We start from the raw sequence: 19,003 nt of genomic DNA on the forward strand, positions 1-19,003 counted from the left end.
TCCGCGGGCCTGTCGGGCGGACGGCGTCAGAGCACCAGGTCGACGACCAGCGCCCGGTGGTCCGAGAGCGGCATCTCGCGGGCCTCGGTCACCCGGACCGAGACGTCGCCGTCGGCGAGCACGTGGTCCAGCTGCTCGCCGGGCGCGTGCGAGGGGAACGTCGGGTGCGCGGCCAGGGCACGCATCCGCGTCGTGCGGACCGCGCGCTCGCCGTCCATGTTGAGGTCCCCGACGACCACCAGCGGCCGCTGGGAGGTGTCGAGGGAGGAGACCAGCGAGCGCAGCTGGCGACCGTTCCACCACGGCACGAACGACAGGTGGGTGTTGGCGACGGTGATGACGCCGCTGCCCGTCGCCCCACCGGTCTCGACGTCGGCGGCCACGGCGACCCGCGGCTCGTCCTGGACCAGGGTCGGCAGCAGGCTGTCGCGGAACTTCATCGGCACGCGGGTGCGCAGCACCGGGAGCCGGATGATCTGCCAGGCCCGCACCGGGCGTCGGCTGAGCAGCGCGATGCCGTACGCCGCAGCGTCGGGCTGCTCCTCGCCGGTCGCCGCGACCCAGGTCGCACCCGGGCTGCCGCTGAGCGCCGCCACGAACCGGCTGTCGGTCGCGCCCATCGCCTCGGCCGCGACGGCCGTCAGGTCGGCGTGCCCCGACCGGGGCTGGTTGCGGTCGACCTCCTGCAGCGCGAGCACGTCGGCGTCCAGGGAGCGCACGGCCGCGGCGAACGCGTCCACGTCGACGTGGTCGTCGGCCGGGTGGCGTCCGTTGAGGATGTTGAAGGTGACCAGGCGCATCGGACGGCCGTGTACCCGTGCCGCCCGACGGGTACACCGCTCGGCGTGAGCCACGGCATCCCGGACCTCCACCCCCTGCGGGAGGCGCTCAAGCGGGTCGCGGTGACCCTCAAGCAGGGCGACGTGCCCTTCGCGCTGGCCGGTGGGTACGCCCTGTGGGCGCGCGGCGGGCCGGAGCCCGAGCACGACGTCGACTTCGTCGTCGCCGAGGACGACGCCCCGCAGGCGGCCGAGCTGCTCGCCGCGGAGGGGCTCGACGTCGTCCAGCCGCCGGAGGACTGGCTGTTCAAGGTCTTCGTCGACGGCGCGATGGTCGACCTGCTGTTCCGGACCAACGGGGTCCCGGTCCAGCGCGAGGTGCTGACCCACGTCGACCAGATCGAGGTGGAGTCGGTGCAGATGCCGGTGCTCTCGGCGACCGAGCTGATGGGGCAGCGGCTCAACGCGATGGAGGAGCACGCCTGCGACTTCGGCAGGACGCTCCCTGTCGCGCGGGCGGTGCGCGAGCAGGTCGACTGGGAGCAGGTGCGCGCCGACACCGCCGCGAACGACTTCGCCGTGGCCTTCCTGGTGCTGCTCGAGCGGCTCGGGGTCATCGACGCCGTCGACGCGGCCGCCTGACCCCGCCGCCCGACCGGGGGCCGCGTGACCCGGCGCCCGACCCGGCCGCGGCGGATCCGGCGCGGACCCTGGCGGTCTGGTCCCCGGCATGGCACGGTGTTTTCCCAGGTGATCGCCGGGGCAAGGGAGCCGCATGAGCACGGGAGCCACCACCACCGAGTCCACCACCGCATCGGGTGAGCCCGAGCTGAAGCGGGTGATGGGGCCTCGGCTCCTGCTCCTCTTCATCGTCGGCGACATCCTCGGCGCGGGCGTGTACGCCGTCACCGGGCAGATGGCGGGGGTCGTCGGCGGCATCGTGTGGCTGCCGTTCCTCGTGGCCTTCGCGGTCGCGACGCTGACCGCGCTGTCCTACCTCGAGCTGGTCACCAAGTACCCGCAGGCCGCGGGTGCCGCGCTCTACTCCCACAAGGCATTCGGCATCCACTTCGTGACGTTCCTGGTCGCGTTCGCCGTCATCTGCTCGGGCATCACCAGCGCCTCGACCTCGGCGAACGTGCTGGCGCAGAACCTCACCGGCGGCCTGGTCGCCAACGAGTGGCTGGACTCCGAGCCGAGCACCGGCGTCATCACCGCGATCGCGCTCGGCTTCATGCTGCTGCTCGCGCTGATCAACCTGCGTGGCGTCGGGGAGTCGGTGAAGTTCAACGTCGTGCTCACCCTGATCGAGATCACCGCGCTCGCCATCGTGATCGGCGTCGGCGTCTACGCGATGACCCAGGGCAAGGCCGACTACGACCGGATCGTCACCTTCGAGGACTCCGGCGACAAGGGGCTGTTCCTCGCCGTCACCGCCGCCACGTCGATCGCGTTCTTCGCCATGGTCGGCTTCGAGGACTCGGTCAACATGGTCGAGGAGACCAAGGACCCCGAGCGGATCTTCCCGCGCACGATGATCACCGGCCTCGGCATCGCGGTGATCATCTACATGCTCGTCGCCGTCTCGACCGTGGCGGTGCTGACCTCCGACCAGATCGCCAACGCTCCCGACGGCCGGGCCCTGCTCGAGGTGGTCCGGGTCGGCGCCCCAGACTTCCCGATCGACCGGATCTTCCCGTTCCTCGCGGTCTTCGCCGTCGCCAACACCTCGCTGATCAACATGCTGATGGCCAGCCGCCTGCTCTACGGCCTGGCCCGCCAGGACGTCCTCCCGCGGACGCTGGGCAAGGTCTCGCACAAGCGCCGCTCGCCGTACGTCGGCATCGCCTTCTCCACGGTCCTGGCCCTCGCCCTCATCGTGTACGTCGCCAACCGCGCCGAGGACGAGGTGGTCGTCAACCTCGCCAGCGTCACCTCGCTGCTGCTCCTCGGCGTCTTCACGATCGTCAACGTCGCCTGCCTGGTGCTGCGCCGCGACGGCCAGCGCGGCGGCTTCCGGTCCCCGGGGATCACCCCGGCGATCGCCGCCCTGGCCACTGCGTTCCTCCTCGGTCCCTGGGTGGACCGGGAGCCGATCGTCTACGAGATCGCCCTCGGGCTGCTGGTCATCGGCATCGTGCTGTGGGCGCTGACGTGGCTGACCAACCGCGGCGTGCGCGCGAAGAAGACCGGCTTCCGCGACATCGAGCACATGGAGGACTGAGCCGGGGGCCCGGGGCCTCGTCTCGGGCCGGTCCGCTGATGCGGGGGGCGCCCCGGCCCGGACGTACCCTGGACCGGTGAGCATCCCCGACCTCGCGACCCTGCACGCGCTGGGCCCCGCCCAGCAGCCGACGTACCCCGACTCGGGCGCCGTCGACGCCGCGGTCGCCACGCTGCGCACCGCCCCGCCCCTCGTCTTCGCCGGCGAGTGCGACGACCTCAAGGAGAAGATCGCCGCCGTCACGCGCGGCGAGGCGTTCCTCCTCCAGGGCGGCGACTGCGCCGAGACCTTCGCCGGCGTCACCGCCGACAACGTGCGCAACAAGCTGCGCGTGCTGCTGCAGATGGCCGTCGTGCTGACGTACGCCGCGTCGGTGCCGGTGGTCAAGGTCGGCCGGATCGCGGGGCAGTACGCCAAGCCGCGCTCCTCGGACTTCGAGACCCGCGACGGCGTGACGCTCCCCGCCTACCGAGGGGACGCGGTCAACGGCTTCGACTTCACCCCCGAGTCGCGCGTGCCGGACCCGCAGCGCCTCGTCGACGTCTACAACAGCTCCGCGGCCACCCTGAACCTGGTGCGCGCGTTCACCACCGGCGGCTACGCCGACCTGCGCCAGGTCCACACCTGGAACACCGACTTCGTCAAGGAGTCGCCGGTCGGCCAGCGCTACGAGGCGGTCGCCAACGAGATCGAGCGCGCCCTGACGTTCATGTCCGCGATCGGCGCCGACCCCGACGAGTTCCACCGGGTCGACTTCCACTCCAGCCACGAGGCGCTGGTGCTGGAGTACGAGCACGCCCTGACCCGCATCGACTCGCGCACCCAGATGCCCTACGACGTCTCCGGCCACATGGTCTGGATCGGCGAGCGCACCCGGCAGCTCGACAACGCCCACGTCGAGCTGCTCAGCCACATCCGCAACCCGATCGGCGTCAAGCTCGGCCCGTCCACCACCCCGGACGACGCGCTCGCGCTGGCCGCGCGGCTCAACCCGCTCAACGAGCCGGGCCGGCTGACGTTCATCACCCGCTTCGGAGCCGGTCGGATCCGCGACGGCCTGCCGCACCTGGTGGAGAAGGTCGCCGCCGAGGGCGTCGAGGTCGCGTGGGTGTGCGACCCGATGCACGGCAACACCTTCGAGGCCAGCTCGGGCTACAAGACCCGCCGCTTCGACGACGTGATCGACGAGGTCCAGGGCTTCTTCGACGTCCACCGCTCGCTGGGCACCTGGCCCGGCGGCCTCCACGTCGAGCTCACCGGTGACGACGTCACCGAGTGCGTCGGCGGTGGCGAGGAGCTGCTCGAGGACGGCCTCGGCGTGCGCTACGAGTCGGTGTGCGACCCGCGCCTCAACCGCGTGCAGTCCCTCGAGCTCGCCTTCCTCGTCGCAGAGATGCTCCGCAAGGCATGATCGACCTCCGCTCGGACACCCTGACCCGCCCGACCGACGCGATGCGCCAGGCGATGGCGCGCGCCGAGGTGGGCGACGACGTGTACGGCGAGGACCCGACCGTCCTGGCGCTCGAGGAGCGGGTGGCCGAGATGTTCGGCCACGAGGCCGCGCTGTTCATGCCGACCGGCTCGATGGCCAACGTGCTGGCCGTCCGGGCGCTCGTGCAGCCGGGGCAGGAGGTGCTCTGCGAGGCCTCCGCGCACATCGCGCGCGCCGAGCTCGGCGCCCACGCGGCGTACAGCGGGATCACGATGCGCACCTGGTTCCACCCGCGCGGCCAGGTGGACCTGGCGATGGTGCGGCAGATGCACGCGCCGGACCTCGGCCCGTTCTTCGTGCGGACCGCGGCGATCTCGGTGGAGTGCACGCACAACTTCGCCGGCGGCGCGGTGCTGCCGATCGAGGACCTGCAGGACCTTCGCGAGCTCGCCACCGCGGCCGGGTCGACCGTCCACGTCGACGGCGCGCGGATCTGGAACGCCCACGTCGCGACCGGCACGCCGTTCGCGGAGTACGGCGCCGTCGCCGACGTCATGGCCGTCTGCCTGTCCAAGGGGCTCGGCGCCCCGGTCGGCTCGCTGACGATCGGGTCGGCCGACGTGATCGCCGAGACCCGCGTGTGGCGCAAGCGGATGGGTGGCGGGATGCGCCAGGTCGGGGTCGTCGCGGCCGCCGGGCTGCACGCCCTGGACCACCACGTCGAGCGGCTGGCCGACGACCACGCGCACGCGCGGCTGCTGGCGGAGGCCTGCGGCGTCGACCCCGCGACCGTGGACACCAACATCGTGGTCGTGCCGCGCCCCGACGCGCCCGAGTTCGTCGCCCGCGCCGCCGAGGCGGGCGTCCGTGTCTCCATGGTCGGCCCGACCACGGTCCGGCTGGTCACGCACCTCGACGTCACGCGTGCGGACGCCGAGAAGGCCGCCGTCACCCTCGGGGCCCTCTGACCCTGCGCCTCCGCGGCCGCGGGCCGGTCGCCGGCCTGTCAGCCGGGCAGGCCGACGACCGACAGCTCGCTGATCGCGGTGTAGTCGCGCCCGGCCCGGCCGGAGCCGGGGGAGCTGACCTCGACCAGGCGCAGCCGCAGCCGCTCGGTCGTGATGGCGCCGACCTCGGTGGTCTGCACCGAGCGTGACTCGGTGAGGCGCTGGGGGACGACGGTCCCGTCGTCGAGCACCCACTCGACGGCGAGGACCCGCCGGTTGCCGGTGTACCAGTCGAGCACGCCGCCGCGGCCGCCGCGGGCGCGCTTGGCGTAGCCGTTGACGAGCCCCACCCGGGTCACGGTCGTGGGCCGGTCCAGGCGGATGACCAGCTCGGAGCCGGTGCCGTCGCCGCGCATCCGCCACGCGGTGGTGCGGTCGCCGTCGAGCAGGTTCCCGGCGTCGTACGCCGTGCGGGTGCCGTCGAGCCCCTGGCTGACCGGCGCGGTGGCCGGGACCGCCACCCGGGCCTCGGCCGTGACGTCCTCGGGGTCGCGGGGCTCGGGCTTCCGGCTCAGCTCGCCCGCCGGGCGCCGGGGCTGGGGGTCGGGTGCCGTCGGCGAGGACGAGGTGCTCGGGACGGCCGGGGCGGAGGAGGCCGCGTCGTCCGCCGTGGGCGAGGTGGCCTCGTCCGCCGGGTCGTCGCCACCGAGGACGAGCGCGGTCCCGATGCCGCCGAGGAGCGCGAGCGTCGCGACCCCGGCCGCCCACGGCAGCCACGTGCCCCGGGCGCCCCGCGTGCCGCGCGGACCGCCGGCGGCTCCGGCCGCACGAGCGCCGCGCCGCTCACCGGGGTCGGTGACCGGCGCGGCCTCGTCGGCGTACAGGGGATAGCGCGGCGCGGACGGGACGTCCTTGACCGCCGGTCGCTCCGCGGTGTCGGTGCGCCAGTCGGACATGTCCGGGCCCTCGACTGGCCGGCCGCAGCCGGGACAGGCGCGACCCGGTCCGAGCCGCGTGCCGCAGGCCGTGCAGTACTCCACGGGGGTCGAGCGTAGCGAGCGGCCCCCGCGGACCGGTCAGGCCGTCCGGCTCAGCTCGGCGGAGTCGACCCGGCCGACCATCGGCGGGAGCCGGCGCACGGCCTGGGCCAGCTCGCGCAGCTCGTTGCCGAGCAGCGCCTGCGGGCCGTCGCACAGCGCGGTCTCCGGCTCGGGGTGCACGTCGACGATGATGCCGTCGGCGCCCACGGCCACCGCTGCCCGCGACAGCGGCACGACCAGGTCCTTGCGGCCCGCCGCGTGACTGGGGTCCACGATGACGGGCAGGTGGCTGGTGGCCTGCACGACCGGCACCGCGGAGATGTCGAGGGTGTTGCGGGTGGCCGGCTCGAAGGTGCGGATGCCGCGCTCGCAGAGGACGACGTCGAGGTTGCCGCGCTGGGCGATGTACTCCGCCGCCATCAGCCACTCCTCGATGGTCGCGGTCATGCCGCGCTTGAGCAGCACCGGCTTGCCGGCCCGGCCCACGGCCTGGAGCAGCCCGAAGTTGGCCATGTTCCGGGTGCCGATCTGCAGCATGTCGGCGTGCTCGGCCACGACGGCGACGTCGCGGGCGTCGACCACCTCGGTCACCACGGGGAGGCCGGTCGCCTGCCCGACCTCGGCGAGGATCTCCAGGCCCCGGACCCCCAGGCCCTGGAAGGCGTACGGCGAGGTGCGCGGCTTGTAGGCCCCGCCCCGCAGGATCGTGGCGCCGGCGCCCTTGGCCATCTGCGCCGCGGCGAGCGTCTGCTCCGCGGTCTCCACCGCGCACGGACCGGCCATGAAGGTGAAGGTGTCCGGGCCGATCGGCACCTGGCGGCCGGCCGGGCCCACCCAGACGGTGCTGCGCTCGGGGTGGTGCTGGCGGCTGACCAGCTTGTAGGGGTCGGAGATGCGGTGGACGTCGGCGACCCCGGGGAGGGTGCGCAGGTTGAGGTGGTGGAAGGACTCGATGTCGCCGACCAGACCGATGATGGTCCGGACGACGCCCTTGCTGACGAAGGCCTCACCGCCGACGCCCTCGACGCGGGCGACGACGTTCGCGACGTCGGAGTCGGTGGCGTCCGGGGACATGACGACGACCATGGTGTTCCTCTTTCTCGAGCGGCCCGGACGGCTCCGGCCCCGAGACGCGCAACGCCCCGCTGGCCGGAGCCGGGGGCGTTGGATGGAGTGCGGCGTACCTAGGACAGGACGGCCGGCACGGGTGCTCCCGGCTGGCGTCCAAAGAAATAGGTGCGCGTCACGAGCAGGAACCTAGCCGCCCGGCCCGGCGCGGCCCGCGGGCTTTTCCACCACGTGGGACCGGGGGCTGCGAACCGGGGCTCAGACGACCAGGTGCTGGACCTCGCCCTCGACCTTGCGCCGGGGAAGCGTCTCGACCAACAGCATGGCGGCGAGCACCATCAGGCCGCCGGCGACCATCCGGCCGGTGACCGACTCACCGCCGAGGACGACGGCGAAGAAGGCCGCGAAGACCGGCTCCATGCTCATGATGATCGCGGTGCGGGTCGGTGCGAGGTGGGCCTGCGCCCAGGTCTGGCCGATGAGGGCGAGCGCGCCGGCGAAGAGCGCCATGTAGACGACCGAGAGCCAGTCGGCCGGCGTCGGCGGCAGCACGATCCCGTCCGGTGCGGTGGCCACGACGCAGACGACGGCGATCACCAGCAGCTGCACGATCGACATGCCGAGCGCCTCCCGGGCGTTCGACCAGGCGCCCAGCCCCACGATGTGCAGGGCGTAGAGCACGGCGCTGACCAGCGTGATCGCCTCGCCGTACCCCAGCGAGAGGCCGTCGAGGGTCAGCACGCCGAGCCCGGCGGTGGCCAGCGCGACGGCGGCCCAGGTGGCCCCCGAGATCCGCGAGCGGAGCAGCAGCGCCGCCAGGAGCGGGGTGAGCACGACGTACATGCCGGTGATGAAGCCCGAGACCGACGCCGCGGTGTGCGCGAGGCCGGCGGTCTGCAGGATCTGCGCGACGCCGTACACGCCGCCGAGCACGAGCGCGTTGCGCCGGGAGGCGGGGGAGAGCCGCAGCACGGCGCGGGGCGCGACGAGCACCATCACGACGCCGGCGATCGCGAACCGGACCGCCAGGAAGTCCAGCGTCGGCACCCGGTCGAGGAGGTCCTTGATCAGGAAGAACGTCGACCCCCAGCAGGCGGTCATCGCCAGGAGCGCGACCGTCGCGAGCAGGGTGGTGCGCCGCTCGGTCACCCCAGCGCCTTGGCGCGCAGCTCCTGCAGCACCTGCACGTCGCCGCCGACCTCCCGCGACCCGGGTGTCTCGGCCACGAACGGCACGCCCTCGGTCGCGGGGTGGGCGAAGAGCTCGAGGAACGGCTCGACGCCGATGTGGCCGGCGCCGATGCTCTGGTGCCGGTCCTTGAACGCCCCGCGGACGTCCATCGAGTCGTTGGCGTGGACCAGCCGCAGGCGGCCGGGCCCGGCGACCTCGACGAGCCGGTCGAGGGTGGCCGCGGCGCCGCCCGGCTCGTCCAGCGGCGCGCCCGCGGCGAAGACGTGGCAGGTGTCGAGGCAGATGCCGACCTTCGGGTGGTGCTCGAGCGCCGCGAGGTACGGCGCGAGGTCGTCCACCCCTGCGCAGAGCGAGCGCCCCTGCCCGGCCGTGGGCTCGAGCAGCAGCCAGGGCGCGTCGCCGGCGGGGTCGTCCTCCAGGGTGTCCAGGAGCGGCAGCAGGCCCTCGCGGACCTGGCGCAGGGCGGCGTCGTACCGCTCGCTGGTGTCGTCGGGCGCGACGTAGGACCCGGTGTGCACGACCACGCCCTCGGCTCCGATCTCGGCCGCGCGCCGCAGGTTGTGCGCGACGCTCGCGACCGAGCGCTCGTAGGTGAGCGCGGTGGGGGAGCCGAGGTTGACGAGGTACGGCGCGTGCACGAACACCCGCGTGCCGCGCCGCTCGACCTCCGCCCGGAACGCCGCGTCCTCCGTGGGCCGGCCGGCGCTCAGCGCCCAACCGCGGGGGTTGCCGCAGAAGACCTGGAAGGTCTCGCACCCGAGCTCGTCGGCCGAGGCCAGGGCGCCGGCGACCAGGCCCTTGCCGACGACGACGTGGGTGCCGACGGGGTTCCTCGAGACGAGCTGGTCCGGGTCGAGCACCCGCGGAGATTACCCGCTCAGATGAGCGTCAGCGTGATCGTCGACCCCTTCGGCACCTCGGCACCGGCGCCGGGGTCGGTGGAGAAGACGTAGCCCAGGCCGAGGTAGCCGAAGGCCTTGCGGGTCTCGACCTCGAAGCCGAGGGCCTCGAGCTCCGTGGTGGCCGCGTCGACGCCGGACGCCTTGACGTTTGGCACGGTGACGAGCTCCGGGCCGAGGGAGACCACCAGGGCCACCGTGTCGCCGCGGTAGAGGGTCGTCCCGACCGGGTCCTGGCTGATGACGTCGCCCGCGGCGACGGTGTCGGAGTGCTCCTCCTCGACGACCTCGACGACCAGCCCCTGCTTCTCCATCCGCTCGCGCGCGGTGCCGGCGTCCTTGCCGGTCCAGTCCTTGACGGTGATCGGCTTGCGGCCCTTGGAGACCACCAGATCCACGACGGACCCCGGACGCAGCGTCGTCCCGGGCTCGGGGTCGCTCGCCATCACGACGCCCTCGTCGACGTCCTCGGACCACTTCAGCCGCGACCCGCCGAACTCCAGCTTGAGCTCGGCGAGCACGTCCTGCGCCTCGTCCTCGGTCAGGCCTCGCAGCTTCGGGACGTCGTAGAGCTCCTCGCCCTTGCTGATCGTCACGGTCACCGTGCCGCCGTCGAGCACCCGGTCGCCGGCCGCGGGGTCGGTGGACACGACCTCGCCGGCGGGCACCGTGCGCGAGAACGCCCGCGGGCCGACCTCGGCCTCCAGGCCGGCGGCCTCGAGGCGCTCGACCGCGGCGGTCCGGTCCAGCCCGATCACGCCCGGCGTGGTCGTCCAGCGCGCGAACCCGAACCACCATGCACCCGTGCCCACCCCGGCCGCGAGGAGCACGGCGAGGACGAGCGCGAGCAGGCCCCTCCGGGACCGGCGGGTACGCCGCGGGGCGGGCTCGACGGGCACCCGGACGGTCGTGGTCCGCTCGGTCGGCGGCGGCGCGGTCGGCGAGGTGACCGGGCCGGGCGCGAGCAGCGCCGCCATCTCCTCGTCGTCCCAGGTGCCGTCGGGACGGGCGCCCTCGAGCGGGTCGGCCGCCGTGTCGGCGGTGCGCGAGACCGCGCCGACGCCGCCGGTCCCGGCCGCCTCGGCCCGCTCGACGGCGGGCGGCACCTCGGTCGGGCGCATCAGCAGCTGGGTGTGCTCGGCGGTGTCGCCGGCCACCGGGGGCCGCGGCATCAGGTCGGCCACCAGGTCGGGGTCGTCGTCGACCCCGGTCGCCACGGCGGTGGCCACCCGGCGCAGCTGGTGCAGCAGCACGCCGGCGTCGGCGGGCCGCTGCCCGCGGTCGCGGGCGGTCGCGCGGGCCACCAGCGCGTCGACGTACGCCGGCAGGCCGCGGACCAGGGTCGAGGGGAGCGGGACGTCCTCGTGGACGTGCTTGTAGGCGACCTGGATGGGCGACTCGCCCTCGTGCGGCTTGCGGCCGGTGAGGAGCTCGAAGAGCAGGACGCCGGCGGCGTACACGTCCGCGCGGGCGTCCGCACGGCCGTCGACGACCAGCTCGGGGGCCAGGTAGGAGACGGTGCCGATGAGCACGCCACCGGTCGCGGTGTGCTGGGTGTCGGCGCTGACGGCCTTGGCCAGCCCGAAGTCGGCGACCTTCACGACGGTCGCGCCGGTGTCGGCGTCGGTGGCGATGAGGACGTTCTCGGGCTTCACGTCGCGGTGGACCAGGCCGGCCCGGTGCGCGGCGGCCAGCGCGGAGAGCACCGGCTCGAGCAGCGCCAGCGCCCGCGCCGGGGGCATCGGGCTCTCCTTGGCGATGACGTCGCGCAGGGTGTGCCCGGCCACGAGCTCCATGACGAGGAACACCACGCCGTCGTCGTCGCCCTGGTCGTGGACGCCCACGACGTTCGGGTGCGAGAGCCGCGCGGCGGCGCGGGCCTCCCGCACGAAGCGGGCGGCGAACTCCTCGTCGTCGCCGAGGCCCGGGTGCATCACCTTGACCGCCACGGTGCGGTCCAGGCGGAGGTCGGTGGCCTCGTGGACGCTGGCCATGCCGCCGCGGGCGATGCGCGGGCCGATCCGGTAGCGCCCGTCGAGCAGGCGGCCGTCCAGCCGCTGCCCCGCCGGCGGGCGTCCCGTGGGGTCGGCCGAAGGCGCGTCCGAGCCCGACCGGGCATGACGGTGTGGCGTCACGGCGACCCTCCTGCGTGCCGAGGGGGGAAGTCCTCGACGGGGACATCGTACGGAGGGCGGCGCCTCCGGCGGGTTGAGCCGGGCCCCCGGCGTGGCGCGGAGCACGGCGCCCGGATGGGAGGATGTGCCCCATGACCGAGGACATCCCGCTCGCCGACCACGACCTCGCCGCCCTCGTGCCCGAGTGGATCGACTGGGCCGAGGCCGCCCGCCGGCTCGGCGTCACCGTCGGCAAGGTCCGCACGATGATCCGCGACCACGAGCTCGCCGCCGCCGTGCCCGCTCCGGGCGCCGGCCAGCAGGTCCCGGCCGACTTCATCCAGGACGGCTTCCCGGTCAAGGGGCTGCCCGGGCTGCTGACCGTGCTGCACGACGGCGGGTACGACGATCGCGAGTGCATCGCCTGGCTCTTCCTCGACCAGGCGCTGCCGGGCCGGCCCATCGACGCGCTGCGCGAGAACCGCGGCTCGGAGGTCAAGCGCCGCGCCCAGGCGATGGCCTTCTGAGCCTGCGCGTGCCCCGCACCAGCGCCCGCACGCGAGCCGTCGCGTCACTGGTCGTCGTCGTCCTGCTCGTCGTCCTCGGCGCACTCGTCACCGGCGGCGACCCGGCCGCGCCGGACCGCGCCACCGACGCGGGCACGGGGACGACCCGCACCGGGTCCTCGGGGCTGCCCACGGTCGGGCTCGCCGACCTCCCCGTCGAGGCGCAGGAGACCGTCGAGCTGATCGAGGACGGCGGTCCGTTCCCCGAGCCCGCGCACGACGGCACGGTCTTCCACAACTACGAGGGGCTGCTCCCAGAGCGCCGGGACGGCTACTACCGGGAGTACACCGTCCCCACCCCCGGCCTCGGGCACCGCGGGCCGCGGCGGATCGTGGCGGGGGAGCCGCGGGAGTACTACTGGACCGAGGACCACTACGCGACCTTCGCCGAGGTCCTGCCGTGAGCGACGGCACGTGAGCGGCCTCGCGGCGCTGCTGGCCGGGCGGGTCCGGCCGGGCGTGCACCGGTGGGAGGCGGCCTCCGACGTGCCCGACGTGCGGCACACGGTCGAGCACGCCGGTTGGCGGTTCGCCCACCTCGACGGCTGGGTCCACCCGACCCGCGCAGAGACGCTCGAGGCGCTCGGCGAGGCACTGGCGCTGCCGGACTGGTGGGGCCGCAACCTCGACGCACTCGCCGACTGCCTGCGTGACCTCGACACCGACCGGACCGTGCTGCTCTGGGACGGCTGGGGCCCGCTGGCCCGCGAGGACCCGCGGAGCTTCGCGGTCGTGCGCCGGCTGCTCGGCGGCTCCGGCCTCGCGGTCCTGCTGCGCGGCGAGGGTCCCGACGTCGACGTGCCGCTGCTCGACTGAGCGCCGAGCGGCGACGGCACCCCGGAGGAGTCAGACGGTGCGCTGGGTCGCGGCGGCGGCCAGGGCCCGGAGGGCCTCGCGGGCCGCGGGGTCGGCCGTGGCCCGGTCCAGGGCGGCGACCGCGAGGTCGGAGAGCTGCTCGATGACCGCCTCGACCTGGGCGCGGGCGCCCGAGGCGTCGATGATCCCCCGCAGGCGGTCCACGTCGGCCTCGGCCAGCGCCGTGCCGAGCGAGCGGTCGAGCAGCGCTGCGTCCGCGGGCGGCGCGGCGTCCAGGGCGAGCGCGACCAGCACCGTCCGCTTGCCCTCGACGAGGTCGTCGCCGGCCGGCTTGCCGGTGGTCGCCGGGTCGCCGAAGACGCCGAGCAGGTCGTCGCGCAGCTGGAAGGCCTCGCCGAGGGGCAGGCCGAACGCCGAGAGCGCGTCCAGCGCGGCCGCGTCGGCGCCGGCGAGCGCGGCGCCGATGTGGAGCGGGCGCTCGATGGAGTACTTCGCGGACTTGTAGCGCAGCACGGTCATCGCGGTGCCGACGTCCGCGCGGCCGCGCGCCTGGACGGAGACGTCGAGGAACTGGCCGGCCACCACCTCCGAGCGGCACAGGTCGAAGACCTCCAGCGCCGGGGCGACCTGCGCGAGCGGCAGCCCGCAGCGGCGCAGCAGCTCGTCGGCCCAGCTCAGCAGCATGTCGCCGAGCAGGATCGCGGCGGCCGCGCCGTACTGCTCGGGGTCGCCGGTCCAGCCGGCCGCCCGGTGCTCGGCCTCCAGCTGCCGGTGGGTCGCGGGCCGGCCGCGGCGGGTGTCGGAGGCGTCCATCAGGTCGTCGTGGACCAGCGCGCTGGCGTGCAGCAGCTCCAGGGCGGCGCAGGCGCGGACCAGGGCGTCCTCGTCGGCCGCGGGGGCGATCGCGAGGTGGCCCCACCAGCAGAACGACGCGCGGAACCGCTTGCCGCCGCGGACCGTGGTGCGCGCCTCGGTGATCAGCCGCTCGGCGTCGGGACCCAGCGGCGCCAGCCGGGCCGCCTGCTGGTCCAGGAAGGAGTCGAGCGCCTGCTGCACCCGGTCGCCGAAGGTGCTGGGGTCCCCACCGGTGGCCGTCACGCCGATGAGACTAGAGGGTGGACGGATGCTGACCGGGGGCGGCGCCGACCGTACGCTTCGGGCCATGGTGACCGGACCTGGGCGTTCCCTCGCGGAGATGATCCGCGAGGGCGGCAAGTCGTTCTCGTTCGAGTTCTTCCCGCCCAAGGACGAGGCCGGCGAGCAGCAGCTCTGGGACGCGATCCGCGCCCTCGAGCCCTACCGGCCGACCTTCGTGTCGGTGACGTACGGCGCGGGCGGCTCGACGCGGGACTCCACCGTGCGGGTGACCGGACGGATCGCCCGGGAGACCTCGATGATCCCGATGGCGCACCTGACCTGCGTCGGCCACACGCGCGGTGAGCTCGAGGCGATCCTCGACGCCTACCACGAGGCGGGCGTGCAGCACGTCATGGCACTGCGCGGCGACCCCTCGGACGGGCCGCGATCGCCCTGGACCCCCACCGACGGCGGTCTGACCTACGCCACTGAGCTCGTCGAGCTCGCCCGGTCCCGGGGCGACTTCCGGGTGGGCGTGGCGGCGTTCCCGGAGGGCCACCCCACCGCCGAGTCGCTGGACCACGACGCCGATGTGCTGGTCGCGAAGGCGCGGGCGGGCGCGGAGTTCGCGGTCACGCAGATGTTCTTCCGGGCCCGCGACTACTTCGGCCTCGTCGAGCGCGTCCGCGACCGGGGCGTCGACATGCCGATCCTCCCGGGCATCATGCCGATCCTGAACCTCGCCGCGATCCGCCGGCAGGGCGAGCTGATCGGCGCCGACGTGCCGGCGGAGGTCGTCGCGCGGATCTCGGCCCACGACGGAGACGCCGCCGCGGTGCGCGCCGAGGGCATCACCGTGGCCGCCGAGCTCTGCGAGGAGCTGCTCGCCGGCGGCGCGCCGGGGCTGCACTTCTACACGCTCAACCGCTCCCGGGCGACGCTGGAGATCTTCGACCGGCTCAACGTCTCGGCCTGACCCGGGTCAGGCCGGCCCGACCGCCTGCGCGACCAGGGCGGCCGAGAGGCCGACGTACGGCAGCCCGGCGCCCGGCGTCGCGTGCGCACCGGCGGCGAAGACCCCCGCGACGGGCGTCGTGGGACCGAGCCGCTGCCGCACCGTCGCTCGCCCCTGCCACAGCACGCCCAGGGGCGAGCCGTTCCAGGCGTCGACCAGGTCCCGCGGGCTGCGGTCGACCCGGGTGACCACCCCGGCGCGGACGTCGAGGCCCTGCCGGGCGAGCGCGCGCAGCATGTCCTCGGCGAGCCGGCCGCGCCCGTGCACCGTCCAGGCCGAGGCGCCGTCCGGGGCCCGGCCGCCGGTGCGCACGACCAGCAGCGGGTCGCCGTGGAGCACGACCTCGTGCGGCAGGTGGGGCGCCTCGCCCTCCAGCCCGAGGTGGGCGACCACCGGGGGGATGGCCGGCATGGTGCGCTCGACGTGCCGGGCGAGGGTCGGCAGCAGGCGGGGGTCGACCGCCACCACCACGACGTCGGCGTCGACCTGGTCGCCGCCCAGGTCGACGGCCACGACCCGGCCCTCGCGCACGACGAGGTCACGGGCGGTGGTCCCGGTCCGCACGGTGACGCCGCGGGTGCCGAGGCGGTCCGCGAGCGCGTCGGCCAGCCGGGCCATGCCGCCCTCGACCGTCCACGCGCCGAAGCGCTGCTCGACGTACGCCGTCACGCCGGCCCAGGCCGGGACGTTGCGCAGGTCGTGGCCCTCGGCGACGGCCGGGTGCCCGGCGACCAGGGCGAGCCGCTCGTCGCGGAAGACCTTGCGGAGCCGGCGGTGCAGGGTCTCCCGGCTGCCCAGCAGGGCGGCGAGCGGGCGGGAGGGGGCGGCCGCCTCCCACGGGACCTCGAGGTACTCGCGGCGGAGCGTCTCCCACGTGTCGGTGTACGACGCGACGTGGTCCACCCAGCGCCGGCCCAGCCCGGGGCCGAGCTCGTCGAAGGCGGCGACCTGCGCCGCACGGGTGGCCGGGACCGTCACGCGGGTGCCGTCGGCGAACCGGTGCTCACGGACCACGTCGAGCGGCACCAGGTCCAGCTCCCGCTCGACCGGCCGCCCGCTCTTGCGGAACAGGTCCCGCACCACCGCGGGCAGCGTGGTCCAGGTCGGCCCGGCGTCCCACGCGAACCCGTCGGCCTCCACCCGGCCGAGCGCGCCGCCCAGCGTGGGGGAGCGCTCGAGCAGCGTCACGTCGTGACCGAGCTTGGCGAGACGCACGGAGGACGCCAGACCGGCGTACCCGCCTCCCACGACCACCACGCGTGCCACGGGTCGACCCTAGGGCGCTACGCCGACACCCCGGCGGGCCGGCCCCGCCAGCGGCGCCAGCCGCGCCGGACCAGCCGCGCCAACAGGTAGAGCGCGACCAGGCCGCCGGCCAGGAGCACCGCGGCGACACCGGCGGCCGCGCGCGGGTGCTCGATCGCGAACCAGACCACCCCCAGCACGGCGACGTCCTCGGTGATGCTCGCGAGGACGTTGCTGACCGGCTCGGGCGAGGTGTTGATCGCCAGCCGGCCACCGGCCTTGGCCAGGTGGGAGAGCAGGGCCGTGCCGCCGCCGACGGTGCCCAGCACCGCTTGGTCCAGCGTGCGCGCGTCGCCCGCGAGGAGCACGCCGACGACGGCGCCGACCGTCGGGCGGATCGCCGTCGAGACCGCGTCCCAGGTGGAGTCGACGTAGGGGATCTTGTCGGCGACGAACTCCATCGCGTAGAGGAACGCCGCGACCACCAGCACGTCCCAGCGGCCGAGCGCGTCGGGGACCTGCTCCAGCCCGCCGACGCGGTCCGCGACGCCGAGGACCAGGACGACGAGGTAGGCGTTGACGCCGCTCGCCCACCCGCTGGAGAACGCGAGCGCCAGCGACTCCACCTCAGCCCCGCTCGATCACACGACCCAGCGACCCGGGGTCGCGGCCCACGACGGTGGTGCCGTCCGAGGCGGTGAGGATCGGCCGCTGGATCGCGCGCGGGTGGGCGGCGAGCGCCCGGAGCCAGGCGTCACGGCTCGCGGGCTCGCGCGGCAGGTCGATCCCGGCCTCCCGGGTCTCCTTCGGCCGGGCGACGTCCCACGGCTCCAGCCCCAGCCGGTCCACCACCGCACGCAGCTCCTCGGGCGTCGGCGGGTCGTCGAGGTAGCGGCGCACGGTGTAGTCGGCGCCGGCCGCGTCCAGCTCGGCGACGGCGGTGCGGCACTTCGTGCACGCGGGGTTCAGCCAGATCTCGATGCCCATCGCGCTCCTCACTCCACGTCGATCTCGGTCGCGCCGGTCAGCGCCTGCAGCTCGTCGTACGTCGTCGAGAACACCGCGGCGGGGTGGCCCGCCGCCGCCCAGACCACGGGGTGCCGGCGCAGCCAGCGGTCCTGGTAGGTCGGCACCGGCGCGGGGTGGCCGATGGGGGAGACACCACCGATCACCTGGCCCGTGGCGGCGCGGACCAGCTCCGCGCTCGCGCGCCGCAGCCGCGGCACGCCGACGGTCGCGGCCACCTTGGCGGTGTCGACCCGGTGCGCCCCCGAGGTCAGCACGAGCACGGGCTCGCCCTCGGCCTCGAACACCAGGCTGTTGGCGATGGCACCGACCTCGCAGCCGAGCGCCTCGGCGGCCAGTGCCGCGGTGTGGACGGAGTCGGGCAGAATGACGACGTCGCCCGTGCCCCCGCGGCGTGCGTGCTCCTCGCGGAAGCGTGTGATCGAGGGGTGCTCGGTCGTCATGGCGCGACCCTAGGGCACCAGCACCGGTCCGCGCCCGGCCCGCACGGCCAGCCCGTCCGCACGCGCCCGTCCCGCCCGAGGAGCCCGCATGACAGCCCAGCCCACGTCGGTCCGTCGCGCGGTGCAGCTGCTCCTCGTGCTGCTCGGCCTGGCCGTCCTGGTGGCGGTGCTCACCGTCGTGCTGCGCGACGACCTCCTCGACTCCTGGTCCGCGGGCCACCCGGTCGACGCCGACATCGAGCAGCCCGCCTTCGTCCCGGTCGCGGTGGTGCTCCTCATCGTGTTCGTGGGTCTGGTCGCCACCCTGGTGCCGTTCCTGCGTGGCGGCGCCAACTGGGCCCGCCACTCCCTCGCGCTGGTCGTGCTGATGGCCGCGATCGCGACCCTGGCCGGGCTGCGCACCGAGCCGCCGCTGCCCTTCGTGCTCGCCGCGGTGGTCTCCATCGTGGTCGACGCGGCACTGCTGTACCTCCTCTGGAGCCCCGAGACCTCGCGCTTCGTGCGCGGGAGCCGCGCGCCCGCCGACACGCACGTCTGACCCGCCGCGCGGGAGCCCTCCCGGCAGCTCGCTCGAGCCCGGCCGCAGTCCGACCGGAGCCCGGCCGGAAGCCGGCGCGGTCCACGCCCCACCGGCGGGTCTTGACGACCTGTCGGTGCCGCGGTGTACCTTCGTCGTGTTCGAACATCTGTTCGAACGACCGGCGGGGGCGACCTCGACCCCCGTCCCCGCCGGGTCGCGACGTCCGGGGTCGTGGGGTCGACGGAGCCGGGCGCGAGCCCGAGGAGCGAGGCGAGAGTGGTGCGGTACGACGACCCCGTCGAGGTGCGGACCGGGGAGGGCGGGCTCGACGGCCCGCCGGGTGAGGCGCAGGCGGCGCGGGGTGGTCCCGCGCAGTTCCTGTGGCGCGGCCGGCTGTGGAAGGTGCGCGAGGTGCTGGAGCGGCGGAGCCAGGAGCTCCCGCGCCGCGAGCTGTGGCGGGTCGCCGCCGGCCGCGGACGGCTCGACCAGGCGGCCGGGGCGGACGACCTCGCCGGCGGCGGCGTCTTCGAGCTGGCCCACGACCTGCGAGCGGGCCGGTGGCAGCTCGTCGCCGCCGGCGCCCGTGCGGGGGAGTGAGGCT

The 19,003-nt window shown here is 74.8% G+C and carries 21 protein-coding genes; 10 read left to right on the top strand and 11 right to left on the bottom strand.

Translation table 11 applies throughout. The annotated features are described in order from the left end of the window. Positions 1 to 26 precede the first annotated feature (26 nt). Positions 27 to 800 carry an endonuclease/exonuclease/phosphatase family protein gene (locus tag AB0N29_RS04190; RefSeq protein WP_364864346.1) on the bottom strand — a complete coding sequence of 258 codons (774 nt, stop codon included), beginning with the start codon at positions 798 to 800 and terminating at the stop codon, positions 27 to 29. A 45-nt stretch (positions 801 to 845) separates the two neighbouring features. Here AB0N29_RS04190 and AB0N29_RS04195 point away from each other — a divergent pair, with 45 nt between their 5' ends. The 4 genes from AB0N29_RS04195 to AB0N29_RS04210 all read left to right on the top strand — a co-directional run bounded on the left by AB0N29_RS04195 (position 846) and on the right by AB0N29_RS04210 (position 5,403). After that, positions 846 to 1,421, top strand: coding sequence for a hypothetical protein (locus tag AB0N29_RS04195; protein WP_302270731.1), 576 nt, complete (start codon positions 846 to 848; stop codon positions 1,419 to 1,421). 133 nt (positions 1,422 to 1,554) lie between these two features. Beyond that, the gene (locus AB0N29_RS04200) at positions 1,555 to 3,003 is read left to right on the top strand and encodes an APC family permease (protein ID WP_302270733.1); all 1,449 of its coding nucleotides are present in this window, start codon (positions 1,555 to 1,557) and stop codon (positions 3,001 to 3,003) included. Positions 3,004 to 3,079: 76 nt separating this feature from the next. After that, a complete protein-coding gene (locus tag AB0N29_RS04205) occupies positions 3,080 to 4,414 on the top strand; it encodes a class II 3-deoxy-7-phosphoheptulonate synthase (RefSeq protein ID WP_302270734.1) in 1,335 nt (444 codons plus the stop codon). After that, positions 4,411 to 5,403 carry a GntG family PLP-dependent aldolase gene (locus tag AB0N29_RS04210; protein ID WP_364864350.1) on the top strand — a complete coding sequence of 331 codons (993 nt, stop codon included), beginning with the start codon at positions 4,411 to 4,413 and terminating at the stop codon, positions 5,401 to 5,403. The genes AB0N29_RS04205 and AB0N29_RS04210 overlap by 4 nt, the downstream gene beginning before the upstream one ends. A gap of 38 nt (positions 5,404 to 5,441) precedes the next feature. Here the strand turns inward: AB0N29_RS04210 and AB0N29_RS04215 are convergent, their stop codons facing one another. The 5 genes from AB0N29_RS04215 to pknB all read right to left on the bottom strand — a co-directional run bounded on the left by AB0N29_RS04215 (position 5,442) and on the right by pknB (position 11,715). Continuing rightward, complete coding sequence (locus tag AB0N29_RS04215; protein WP_364864352.1) at positions 5,442 to 6,338, bottom strand: hypothetical protein; 897 nt, start codon at positions 6,336 to 6,338, stop codon at positions 5,442 to 5,444. A 120-nt stretch (positions 6,339 to 6,458) separates the two neighbouring features. Continuing rightward, on the bottom strand, positions 6,459 to 7,496 hold the full coding sequence (gene aroF, locus AB0N29_RS04220) for a 3-deoxy-7-phosphoheptulonate synthase (RefSeq protein ID WP_364864354.1): 1,038 nt from the start codon (positions 7,494 to 7,496) through the stop codon (positions 6,459 to 6,461). Between the two features lie 252 nt (positions 7,497 to 7,748). Beyond that, positions 7,749 to 8,639 (bottom strand): DMT family transporter, encoded by an 891-nt coding sequence (locus AB0N29_RS04225; RefSeq protein ID WP_364864356.1) that lies wholly within the window; start codon positions 8,637 to 8,639, stop codon positions 7,749 to 7,751. Then, positions 8,636 to 9,541 (bottom strand): deoxyribonuclease IV, encoded by a 906-nt coding sequence (locus tag AB0N29_RS04230; RefSeq protein ID WP_364864358.1) that lies wholly within the window; start codon positions 9,539 to 9,541, stop codon positions 8,636 to 8,638. Before AB0N29_RS04230 ends, AB0N29_RS04225 begins: the two co-directional genes overlap by 4 nt. A 17-nt stretch (positions 9,542 to 9,558) precedes the next feature. Continuing rightward, entirely contained in the window at positions 9,559 to 11,715 is a 2,157-nt protein-coding gene (gene pknB, locus AB0N29_RS04235; RefSeq protein WP_364864360.1) for a Stk1 family PASTA domain-containing Ser/Thr kinase, read from the bottom strand. 131 nt (positions 11,716 to 11,846) lie between these two features. Here pknB and AB0N29_RS04240 point away from each other — a divergent pair, with 131 nt between their 5' ends. From AB0N29_RS04240 to AB0N29_RS04250, 3 genes are read left to right on the top strand one after another with little or no spacing between them, the layout of a single operon-like run. Next, on the top strand, positions 11,847 to 12,221 hold the full coding sequence (locus tag AB0N29_RS04240; RefSeq protein WP_302270743.1) for an Rv2175c family DNA-binding protein: 375 nt from the start codon (positions 11,847 to 11,849) through the stop codon (positions 12,219 to 12,221). Positions 12,222 to 12,229: 8 nt separating this feature from the next. Continuing rightward, complete coding sequence (locus AB0N29_RS04245) at positions 12,230 to 12,664, top strand: ribonuclease domain-containing protein (protein ID WP_302270744.1); 435 nt, start codon at positions 12,230 to 12,232, stop codon at positions 12,662 to 12,664. 10 nt (positions 12,665 to 12,674) lie between these two features. Next, a complete protein-coding gene (locus tag AB0N29_RS04250; RefSeq protein ID WP_302270745.1) occupies positions 12,675 to 13,076 on the top strand; it encodes a barstar family protein in 402 nt (133 codons plus the stop codon). A 30-nt stretch (positions 13,077 to 13,106) separates the two neighbouring features. Here the strand turns inward: AB0N29_RS04250 and AB0N29_RS04255 are convergent, their stop codons facing one another. Further along, entirely contained in the window at positions 13,107 to 14,174 is a 1,068-nt protein-coding gene (locus AB0N29_RS04255; RefSeq protein ID WP_364864364.1) for a polyprenyl synthetase family protein, read from the bottom strand. Between the two features lie 64 nt (positions 14,175 to 14,238). Between AB0N29_RS04255 and metF the strand changes: the two genes are divergently transcribed. Further along, positions 14,239 to 15,129, top strand: a complete 891-nt coding sequence (gene metF / locus AB0N29_RS04260; RefSeq protein WP_302270749.1) for a methylenetetrahydrofolate reductase [NAD(P)H] — start codon at positions 14,239 to 14,241, stop codon at positions 15,127 to 15,129. 6 nt (positions 15,130 to 15,135) lie between these two features. On the opposite strand, the gene AB0N29_RS04265 is transcribed toward metF, so the two are convergent. From AB0N29_RS04265 to AB0N29_RS04280, 4 genes are read right to left on the bottom strand one after another with little or no spacing between them, the layout of a single operon-like run. Continuing rightward, entirely contained in the window at positions 15,136 to 16,434 is a 1,299-nt protein-coding gene (locus AB0N29_RS04265; RefSeq protein WP_364864367.1) for an FAD-dependent oxidoreductase, read from the bottom strand. A gap of 17 nt (positions 16,435 to 16,451) precedes the next feature. Continuing rightward, positions 16,452 to 17,039 carry a DUF4126 domain-containing protein gene (locus AB0N29_RS04270; protein ID WP_302270751.1) on the bottom strand — a complete coding sequence of 196 codons (588 nt, stop codon included), beginning with the start codon at positions 17,037 to 17,039 and terminating at the stop codon, positions 16,452 to 16,454. Between the two features lies 1 nt (position 17,040). Further along, positions 17,041 to 17,400, bottom strand: a complete 360-nt coding sequence (locus tag AB0N29_RS04275; RefSeq protein WP_364864370.1) for an ArsC/Spx/MgsR family protein — start codon at positions 17,398 to 17,400, stop codon at positions 17,041 to 17,043. Between the two features lie 8 nt (positions 17,401 to 17,408). Next, a complete protein-coding gene (locus AB0N29_RS04280) occupies positions 17,409 to 17,882 on the bottom strand; it encodes a YbaK/EbsC family protein (protein WP_302270753.1) in 474 nt (157 codons plus the stop codon). An 88-nt stretch (positions 17,883 to 17,970) separates the two neighbouring features. Here AB0N29_RS04280 and AB0N29_RS04285 point away from each other — a divergent pair, with 88 nt between their 5' ends. After that, positions 17,971 to 18,420 carry a hypothetical protein gene (locus AB0N29_RS04285; protein ID WP_364864372.1) on the top strand — a complete coding sequence of 150 codons (450 nt, stop codon included), beginning with the start codon at positions 17,971 to 17,973 and terminating at the stop codon, positions 18,418 to 18,420. A gap of 261 nt (positions 18,421 to 18,681) precedes the next feature. Then, positions 18,682 to 18,999, top strand: coding sequence for a DUF6504 family protein (locus AB0N29_RS04290; protein WP_302270756.1), 318 nt, complete (start codon positions 18,682 to 18,684; stop codon positions 18,997 to 18,999). The last annotated feature ends 4 nt before the right edge of the window (positions 19,000 to 19,003 follow it).

Source organism: Nocardioides sp. NPDC092400 (assembly GCF_040684155.1).
In the GTDB taxonomy this organism is placed as follows: domain Bacteria; phylum Actinomycetota; class Actinomycetes; order Propionibacteriales; family Nocardioidaceae; genus Nocardioides.

Bases quoted from the DNA above. Each gene is read 5' to 3' on its own strand.
- AB0N29_RS04215 (WP_364864352.1), bottom strand. From the start codon at position 6,338: ATGTCCGACTGGCGCACCGACACCGCGGAGCGACCGGCGGTCAAGGAC.
- aroF (WP_364864354.1), bottom strand. From the start codon at position 7,496: ATGTCCCCGGACGCCACCGACTCCGACGTCGCGAACGTCGTCGCCCGC.
- AB0N29_RS04200 (WP_302270733.1), top strand. From the start codon at position 1,555: ATGAGCACGGGAGCCACCACCACCGAGTCCACCACCGCATCGGGTGAG.
- AB0N29_RS04275 (WP_364864370.1), bottom strand. From the start codon at position 17,400: ATGGGCATCGAGATCTGGCTGAACCCCGCGTGCACGAAGTGCCGCACC.
- AB0N29_RS04280 (WP_302270753.1), bottom strand. From the start codon at position 17,882: ATGACGACCGAGCACCCCTCGATCACACGCTTCCGCGAGGAGCACGCA.
- AB0N29_RS04210 (WP_364864350.1), top strand. From the start codon at position 4,411: ATGATCGACCTCCGCTCGGACACCCTGACCCGCCCGACCGACGCGATG.
- metF (WP_302270749.1), top strand. From the start codon at position 14,239: ATGGTGACCGGACCTGGGCGTTCCCTCGCGGAGATGATCCGCGAGGGC.
- AB0N29_RS04190 (WP_364864346.1), bottom strand. From the start codon at position 800: ATGCGCCTGGTCACCTTCAACATCCTCAACGGACGCCACCCGGCCGAC.
- AB0N29_RS04240 (WP_302270743.1), top strand. From the start codon at position 11,847: ATGACCGAGGACATCCCGCTCGCCGACCACGACCTCGCCGCCCTCGTG.
- AB0N29_RS04285 (WP_364864372.1), top strand. From the start codon at position 17,971: ATGACAGCCCAGCCCACGTCGGTCCGTCGCGCGGTGCAGCTGCTCCTC.